This window comes from Actinosynnema sp. NPDC023658 (assembly GCF_040639995.1).
Lineage (GTDB): Bacteria > Actinomycetota > Actinomycetes > Mycobacteriales > Pseudonocardiaceae > Actinosynnema.
Genome location: NZ_JBFAAX010000265.1, coordinates 1 through 7,947 on the forward strand (window position 1 = coordinate 1; position 7,947 = coordinate 7,947).

Below are 7,947 nucleotides of genomic sequence, written 5' to 3' on the forward strand. Positions count from 1 at the left end.
GGCGGGCAGGCCCGGTTGGCGGGCAGGCCCGGTTGGCGGGCAGGCCCGGTTGGCGGGCAGGCCCGGTTGGCGGGCAGGCCCGGTTGGCGGGCAGGGCCGGTTGGCGGGCAGGGCCGGTTGGCGTGGTGGTCGGGGCAAGGCGGGGTCAGTGGTGGTCGGGGGCGGGTGGCGGTCAGGGCCGGGTCAGGGTGGGGCCGGGTCAGGGTGGGGTTGGGGTGGTCGGCGGGGTGGACCAGTCGGTTTCGGCCACGCGTTCGGCCAGGCCTCGGAGTTGGTCCGGTGGCAGGCCGAAGTCCAGGGCGGCCCTCAGCAGCTCGGTCAGGCGGTGGCCCGGGTGGGCTTCTTCGGCCCGGTCCAGGGCCAGGGCCGCCAGGCTGCCCAGGCCCTTGGCGTAGGCGCAGAACGCGAGCAGGCTGGCCGGTTCCGCCCGTTCGGGCGCGGGGCAGGCGCGGGTCAGTTCGGTCCACAGCACCTCGGCGCTCCCGGCCAGCTCACCGACGCAGTAGGCCAGGCTGGCGTCGCGCGTCACCGGGTTGGACAGGGCGTGCGCCAGGTCGGCCACCTCCTCGTCGGTCAGCGGGCGCTTCCTGGTCGCCGCCCGCACCACCTCGGCGTGGATCAGCTCCCGGTGCCGCGCCGGGACGGTGGCGGGGTCTGCCGCAGAACCGTTGACCGCAGAACCCGCCGGCGCAGAACCGGCCGGCGGGGAGTCGGCCGACAGGCGGTTCAGCAGGGCGGTTCGGCGGGACAGGGCCTCCGGTGGGTCCGGGGTCAGCAGCTCGCCCATCGCCTCACGGCTGGCGTAGGTGACGTGGCCGTCCGCCGCCGACGCCGCGGCCAGCGCCGTGCTCGACGGGTCCGGGACGGTGCCCGACGTGCCCACGTCGTGGTAGTCGAACCAGCGCTCGCCCTTCGCCGTCGCACGCGTCCACACCGCCACCAGCAACGGCACGTCGGCGGCGAGCAGGGCGTCGTCCACCTCGTCGACCAGCCCGGCGTGCGGCAGGTCCTCGGGCGGGTCGCCCGAACCGCCGCCGACCACGACGACCACCGCGTCCGAGCCGCGGCACCGGGCCAGCGGCGCGGTCAGCTGCCGGGCCACCCGGTTCGGCACGCCCGGCGGCGGCAGGTCGACGCGCACGGCCATGGCCACGTCGTGGTCCTGCGCCACCAGCACGACGATCGAGTCGGACGGGTGGAAGCCCAGCAGGTGCGGCACGGCGGCGATCAGGTCGCCCGGGTCGCGCAGCCGGGTCGGGGGCAGCAGCTTCGTCATGGGTCCGACCTTGGCGGAGTTCCACCCGGGAGGCCGGCGGCGAAGGCCGATCTGTGGACAACTCGCGGAAGGGCCGCCCCCACCGACGTGGGAGCGGCCCGTCACCTGCGGAAACTCAGCAGTCGGGTGCTACGCGCCCGTCCGAACCTGTGTACACGTACGCGTCGGAGATGTACCCCGACCCGATCTTGTCCCACAGGGTCGTGGTGCCGTACTTGCCGGTGATCGACTGGCCCACCTGCTGGCAGCTGATCGTCACCGTCGCGCCGTTCGCGACCGAACCCACGGCCGCGTACTGCGTCCCGGGGCCGGAGCGGATGGTCACCGACGCACCGCTGTCGGTGCCGACGGTGCCGGTCACGCCGCTGGTGCCGCACGAGTTGTGGCTGGTGTAGCTGCGGGTGCCCCAGTACAGGATCTGGGTGCCGTTGAACGAGATCTTCTGGTCGACGCCGTTGAGCCTCTGCTCGTAGTGCAGGTGCGGCCCGGTGGACCCGCCGGTCGACCCCACGTTGCCGATGGTCTGGCCGATCCGCACCGACTGGCCGACCGACACGCGCTGCACGGACAGGTGCGCGTACCTGGTGCGCCAGCCGGAGCCGTGGTCGATCTCGATCCACCGCCCGTAGCTGGTGCTGCCCTCGTTCGCGACCCGCGTGACGGTGCCTCCCGCCGACGCGACCACCGGGTCGCCGTCGTCGTTCGTGCGGTTGAGGTCGACCGAGTTCGCGGGGCTGTGGTTGGTGCGGGTCTGGCCTTCCCACACCTGGTTGCACGGGAACGGCATCTGGAAGTTCGGCGCCGCCGCGGCCTCGCCCTGCGTGAGGACGAGGCCGATCAGCGGCGCCACCAAGGCCGTGACGAACACGCGTCGGCTCATCTGCCACCTCCTTGACGACTGGGGGTGATCATCCGACCACGCCCGGCCGCTTTAGTGGAAGACTTACCAGGTGTTCAGATGGTGAATTAGTTCCTAACCAACCGAACGGCGCAACGCCGCCACGCCGCCGACCACGGGCAGTTCCAGCACCGTCGAGTTGAGGTCGACCGAGAGGCCGGTACCCGGCGCGGGCCGGAGCGTGTAGTCGTAGTCCGACGAGAGCAGCACGAACTCCACGCGGTGACCGGCCGGGACGACGTAGTCGTTCGGCTGGAGCTCGACCTCGACCCGGTACTGCTTGCCGGGCTCGATCGGCTTGGTCCGCGACGGCGACACCCGGTTCTGCGGGTCGGTCCACCCCCGCGTGATCACGTGCGACGTGCCGTCCGGCGCCCGGTCCACCAGCAGCGCCGTCACGTTGGCCGCCGGCCGGTCGAACGAGATCGCCAGGTCGGCGCGGGCGGTGCCGGAGAACCGGAGCGGCTGCGCGGCGGGCCCGGTCGTGTACGACAGCCGGTTGCCGGAGGCGGGCAGGTCCACCAGGTCCTCGGCGAGCTTGGACGCGTCGTCGCGCAGCGACTCGACCACCGCGCGGCCGGGCACCGGCTCGAACCGCAGCGCGCCCTTGCTCGGACCGCCGGCCCACGGGTGCAGCCGGGCGGTCGACGTGCCGGGTGCGGGCCAGTCGGCCTCGTCCACCCACGTGGTCTTGTCCTCGCGCTGGATCGTCGCCTTGGGCTCGCGCTCGATGCCGTTGTCGACGCCGTAGAGGTAGTGGCTGAACCACCGGTTCAGCGTGCGCCGCCACTCGACCGACCGCAGCGTGTCGGGGTCGGTGTGCCCGGACTGGTGCAGCCAGATCTTGTGCTCCACCCCGTGCCGCCGCAGCGCCTCGTACCACTGCGCGACGTGCTTGACCTTGACGTTCCAGTCGCTCAGCCCGTGCACGGCCAGCACGGCGGCGTGCACCCTGCCCGCGTCCTTGACGTAGTTCCGCTCGTCCCAGAACGCGCTGTAGTCGCCGGTCACGCGGTCCTGCCGGGCCGCCACGTCCGCGATCACCGGCTTGCAGATCTCCCGGTCGGCCCGCGTGTAGACGTACTCCGCCAGCACGTCGAGGTCCTCGCCCTGGAACGTGCCGGGCGCGACCACCGCGCCGTCGGCCCGGTAGTAGTCGTACCAGCTGGAGATCGCCGCGATGGGCACGATGGCCTCCAGGCCCTCGACCCCGGTGGCGGCGACGGCGTTGGGCAGCGTGCCGTTGTAGGACACGCCCATCATGGCGACCTTGCCGGTCGTCCACGCCGCCTTCACGTCCGCGCCCGCGGCGTCGCGCGCGGTGGTGCGGCCGTTGAGCCAGTCGACCACGGACTTCGAGCCGATGGTCTCGTTGGTCCCGCCGGAGGTGGGGCAGCCGGACGACTGGCCGGTGCCCAGCGACTCGGCGTAGACCATGGCGAAGCCGCGGGAGATGAAGTACGACTCGTAGCGGCCGGACGTGATGGGCCCCGCGTTGGGCCCGACGGCCGCGGCGATCCGCTCGTCGGCCTCGGCCTTGAGCACCGACCCGTCGCGCTTGTCGTACCCGCCGCCGCGGTTGGGCACGTACAGCTCTACGTCGACGTCGTGGTTGGCCACGTCGTTGCCGCCGGAGAAGTAGGGGCTGTTGAAGAACACGACCGGGACCTTCAGCCCCCGGTCGGTGGCCTTCTGCCGCACCACCTCGGTGTAGACCTCGTCGTCACGCCCGTCGCGGTCGCTGTCGACCGGCGCGCGCACCCACACGCTCTCGCGCACGACGTCCTTCGGGTCGAAGACGGGTTGCGCCTCGCCACCGACGAACACCGGGCCTTCCACCGCGGCACCGGCCACCGCGGGGACCAACCCCAGCGGCAGCGTGACCAGAGCGGCGAGCACCGCGGCTCTCCGTGCAGCCTTCACGACCGGACCCCCATCATGCGCAGGACTGGTTCCCGGCTGACCATCCCCCGACCCACCACCCCTGTCAAGAGCACCGCGAGTCCACAGTGGACATAGCGCCGAAGACCCGACGATCGGCCCCTTGACCAGCGCCGGAGACCTGTGCAGACTCGCCCGGGCCATGCGTGACTTCATCGCCGCGCTGCCCAAAGTGGAGCTGCACGTCCACCTCGTCGGGTCAGCGTCCCCCGCCACCGTCCTCACCCTCGCCCGCCGCCACCCCCGGCACGCGGTCCCGACCGACGAGGCCGAGCTGCTCCGGTTCTACGAGTTCACCGACTTCGGCCACTTCATCGACGTCTACGCCGCGGTGAACGACCTGGTCACCACCGGCGACGACGTGGCCGCGCTGGTGCTCGGCCTGGCCGGGGAGCAGGCCCGCCGCAACGTCCGCTACGCCGAGGTGACGGTCAGCGCGACCAGCCACCTGCGCGCCGGCATCGCGCCGGACGAGCTGGACGAAGCCCTCACGACCAGCCGGGAGCGGGCGTGGGTGGAGCACGGCGTCGAGCTGGCCTGGGTGTTCGACATCCCCGGCCTGTGGGACCGCGACTTCGGCCTGACCAGCGCCGACTACGCGGTGAACCACCGGCCCGCGGGCACGGTCGGCTTCGGCCTGGGCGGGTTCGAGGCGGACGCGCCGCGCCGGGCGTTCCGGGAGGCGTTCGCCGTCGCACGGGACGCGGGCCTGCACTGCGTGCCGCACGCGGGCGAGACCACCGGGCCGGACCAGGTCCGGGAGGCGCTCGACGAGCTGCACGCCGAACGCGTCGGCCACGGCATCAACGCCGTGCGCGACCCGGAGCTGCTGCGCCGGTTGGCCGACGAGCGGATCACCCTGGAGGTCTGCCCCACCTCCAACCTCCGCACGGGCGCGGTGCGGGCCCTGGCCGACCACCCGCTGCCGAGGCTGCTCGACGCGGGCGTGCCGGTCACCCTGGCCACGGACGACCCCGGCATGTTCCACACCGACCTGGACCGCGAGTACCTGCTGTGCCACGAGGTGTTCGGCCTGGGCGAGCCGGAGCTGGCCGAACTGGCCCGCACCGGGGTGCGGGCCAGCTTCGCGCCGGAAGACCTCAAACGGTCGCTGCTGGCCGAGATCGACGCGCTCGGTCGCTGACGCCGCTCACCACCGCCACGCCCAACCCGGCCAGCGCCAGCGCCGCGCCGACCCAGTTCGGCGCCGTGTAGCCGAACCCCGCGTCGATCGCCTGGCCGCCCAGCCACGCGCCCGCCGCGTTGCCGAGGTTGAACGCGGCGATGTTCGCCGCCGACGCCAGCGCCGGTGCGCCGGACGCCTGCTCCAGCATGCGGGCCTGCAACGGCGCCACGGTCGCGAACCCGAACACGCCGAACACCGCGATCGTCACCGCCGCGGGCACCTGCCAGTGCGCGGTGAACGCGAACACCACCAGCACCACCACGAGCGCGCCCAGGAACGCGTACAGGCTGGGCATCAGGCGGCGGTCCGCCGCACGCCCGCCGACCACGTTCCCCACGAACAGCCCCACCCCGAACAGCACCAGCAGCCACGTCACCGCGCCCGGCGCGAACCCGGCCACCTCGGTCATCATCGGCGCGACGTAGGTGAACGACGCGAACACCGCGCCGAACCCCAGCGCCGTGGTCGCCAGCGCCAGCCACACCCCGGGCCGCCGGAACACCGCCAGCTCGCCGCGCAACCCGGTCGACGCGGGCTGCGGCGGCACGAACGCCAGGACGCCCACCAGCCCCGCCACGCCGAGCGCGGTCACCGCCCAGAACGTCGACCGCCACCCGAACGACTGACCCAGCGCCGTGCCCAGCGGCACGCCCAGCACGTTCGCCGCGGTCAATCCGGTGAACATCATCGCGATCGCCCGCGCCCGCCGGTCCGGCGCGACCAACCCCGCCGCCACCACCGACCCGACGCCGAAGAACGCACCGTGGCACAGCGCGGCGACGACCCGTCCCACCATCAGCAACGCGTAGTCGTCGGCCACCGCGCACACCAGGTTGCCTAGGATGAACAACCCCATCAGGCCGACCAGCAACTGCTTGCGCGGCACCCGCGACCCGCCCGCCGTGATCAACGGCGCACCGACCACGACGCTCAGCGCGTAGCCGGACACGAGCAGCCCGGCCGACGGGATCGAGACCCCGAGGTCACCCGCCACCTGCGGCAGCAGGCCCACGATCACGAACTCCGTGGTGCCGATGCCGAACGCGCCGAGGGCCAGCGCGACCAACGCGGGCGGCATCACCGCGCACCCAGCCAGGTCCGCAGCTCGCCCAGCAGCACGCGGTAGGCGTCCAGCGCGCCGTCCATCAGCACGAACGGGTGGATCGTGCCCTCCAGCTCGCGCAGCCGCACCGGCACACCGGCCGCCGCCAGCTTCGCCGCGTACCGCTCGCCGTCGTCCCGCACCGGGTCGTGCTCGGCGACGGCCACGAACGCGGGAGGCAGCCCGTCCACCGACGCCCGCAGCGGCGCGGCGAGCTCCGGGACGGCCCCCGACAGCCCCTCGGCCCCGAGGTAGTGCGACCAGAACCACCGCATCGTCGCCGCGGACAGCACGTGGCCGGTCGCGTGCCCGACGTAGGACCGGGTGGTGAAGTCGACGTCCAGCGCGGGCACCACCAGCACCTGGAACGCCAGGTCGAGCGTGCCTCGGGCGCGCAACGCCACCGCGGCGGCGAGGTTGCCGCCCGCGCTGTCGCCCATGACCCCGATCCGCGCGGGGTCGACGTCCACCGACGCCGCGTGCTCGAACAGCCACGCCGTCGCCGCGTACGAGTCGTCCAGCGGCACGGGGAACGGGTGCTCCGGGGCCTTCTGGTAGTTCACCGCGAACACCGCGTGCCCGGTGGCGTTGGCCAACGCGCGCAGCGCCACGTCGTAGATGTCGAGGTTGCAGGTCACCCAACCGCTGCCGTGCAGGAACACGATCGCCGGGAACGGCCCGTCACCGCCGGGGTAGTAGATCCGGGCGGGCAGGTCGGCGGTCGGTCCGGGCACGAAGAGGTGCTCGACGCGGGCCACCGGCTCCGGCTGCCCCTGGAACGCCAGGAAGCCCCACTGCGCCTCACGGGCCTGGGGAACGGTCAGCTCCTCCAGCCCGGGCGCTCCCGCGAGCTTGTCCAGCACCGCGCGGGTCTGTTCGTCCAATGCCATGAGCCGATCATCCGACCACTGGCACCCATAAGTCCAAGGCATGTTCGTACTCGAACGCATAAACTCCGTGCATGACGTTGAGGCAGTTCGAGTACCTGGTGACGGTCGTGGACGAGGGTTCCTTCACGCGTGCGGCCGAGCTGCTGCACGTCACCCAGCCGGCCCTCTCCCACCAGATCCGGGCGTTGGAGCGCGCGGTCGGCGCGCAGCTGCTCGACCGCCTCCCCCGCGCCGTCCGGCTCACGCCCGCCGGCCGTGCCTGGCTCCCCCACGCCCGCGCCGCCCTGGCCGACGCCGAGCGTGCGCTCACCGCCGCACGGCGTGCCGCAGGTCTGGAGTGCGGCGAACTGCGCGTGGCCACGATCTACTCGCTCACGCTGGGCGTGCTGCCGCCCGTGCTCCGGCGCTGGCGGGCCGACCACCCGGACGTGCGCATCCGCCTGTTCGAGCACCGCCACGCCGACGAGCTGCGCGACGCGATGGCCGAGGGGCAGGCCGACCTCGCGGTGGGGCCCGAGCCCGCGAACTGGGTCGGCTTCCGGCAGGAACTCGGCGCGGAGGAGTTCGTGGTCGTCCTGCCGCCCGACACCCACCACCGGGAGCCCGTCGACCTGCGCGCGCTGGCCGACGAGGGCTGGGTGCACTACGCGCCGG

The 7,947-nt window shown here is 73.1% G+C and carries 7 protein-coding genes; 2 read left to right on the top strand and 5 right to left on the bottom strand.

The features are described 5' to 3' along the window. Positions 1 to 199: 199 nt before the first annotated feature. From AB0G02_RS23175 to AB0G02_RS23185, 3 genes are all read right to left on the bottom strand, one after another. Positions 200 to 1,276, bottom strand: coding sequence for a DUF4192 domain-containing protein (locus AB0G02_RS23175; RefSeq protein WP_360797556.1), 1,077 nt, complete (start codon positions 1,274 to 1,276; stop codon positions 200 to 202). 115 nt (positions 1,277 to 1,391) lie between these two features. Next, positions 1,392 to 2,156, bottom strand: coding sequence for a peptidoglycan DD-metalloendopeptidase family protein (locus AB0G02_RS23180; protein WP_360797557.1), 765 nt, complete (start codon positions 2,154 to 2,156; stop codon positions 1,392 to 1,394). 93 nt (positions 2,157 to 2,249) lie between these two features. Next, the gene (locus tag AB0G02_RS23185) at positions 2,250 to 4,097 is read right to left on the bottom strand and encodes a Xaa-Pro dipeptidyl-peptidase (RefSeq protein ID WP_360797558.1); all 1,848 of its coding nucleotides are present in this window, start codon (positions 4,095 to 4,097) and stop codon (positions 2,250 to 2,252) included. Positions 4,098 to 4,218: 121 nt separating this feature from the next. Here AB0G02_RS23185 and add point away from each other — a divergent pair, with 121 nt between their 5' ends. After that, positions 4,219 to 5,259: an adenosine deaminase gene (add, locus tag AB0G02_RS23190; RefSeq protein ID WP_360797559.1), complete on the top strand. Its 1,041-nt coding sequence runs from the start codon at positions 4,219 to 4,221 to the stop codon at positions 5,257 to 5,259. Here the strand turns inward: add and AB0G02_RS23195 are convergent. Both AB0G02_RS23195 and AB0G02_RS23200 read right to left on the bottom strand, forming a co-directional pair. Continuing rightward, positions 5,216 to 6,379, bottom strand: a complete 1,164-nt coding sequence (locus AB0G02_RS23195) for an MFS transporter (RefSeq protein ID WP_360797560.1) — start codon at positions 6,377 to 6,379, stop codon at positions 5,216 to 5,218. The genes add and AB0G02_RS23195 overlap by 44 nt on opposite strands. Continuing rightward, entirely contained in the window at positions 6,379 to 7,293 is a 915-nt protein-coding gene (locus AB0G02_RS23200; RefSeq protein WP_360797561.1) for an alpha/beta hydrolase, read from the bottom strand. Before AB0G02_RS23200 ends, AB0G02_RS23195 begins: the two co-directional genes overlap by 1 nt. A 71-nt stretch (positions 7,294 to 7,364) precedes the next feature. Between AB0G02_RS23200 and AB0G02_RS23205 the strand changes: the two genes are divergently transcribed. Further along, the coding region (locus tag AB0G02_RS23205; RefSeq protein ID WP_360797562.1) for a LysR family transcriptional regulator at positions 7,365 to 7,947 on the top strand (583 nt) is incomplete at its 3' end.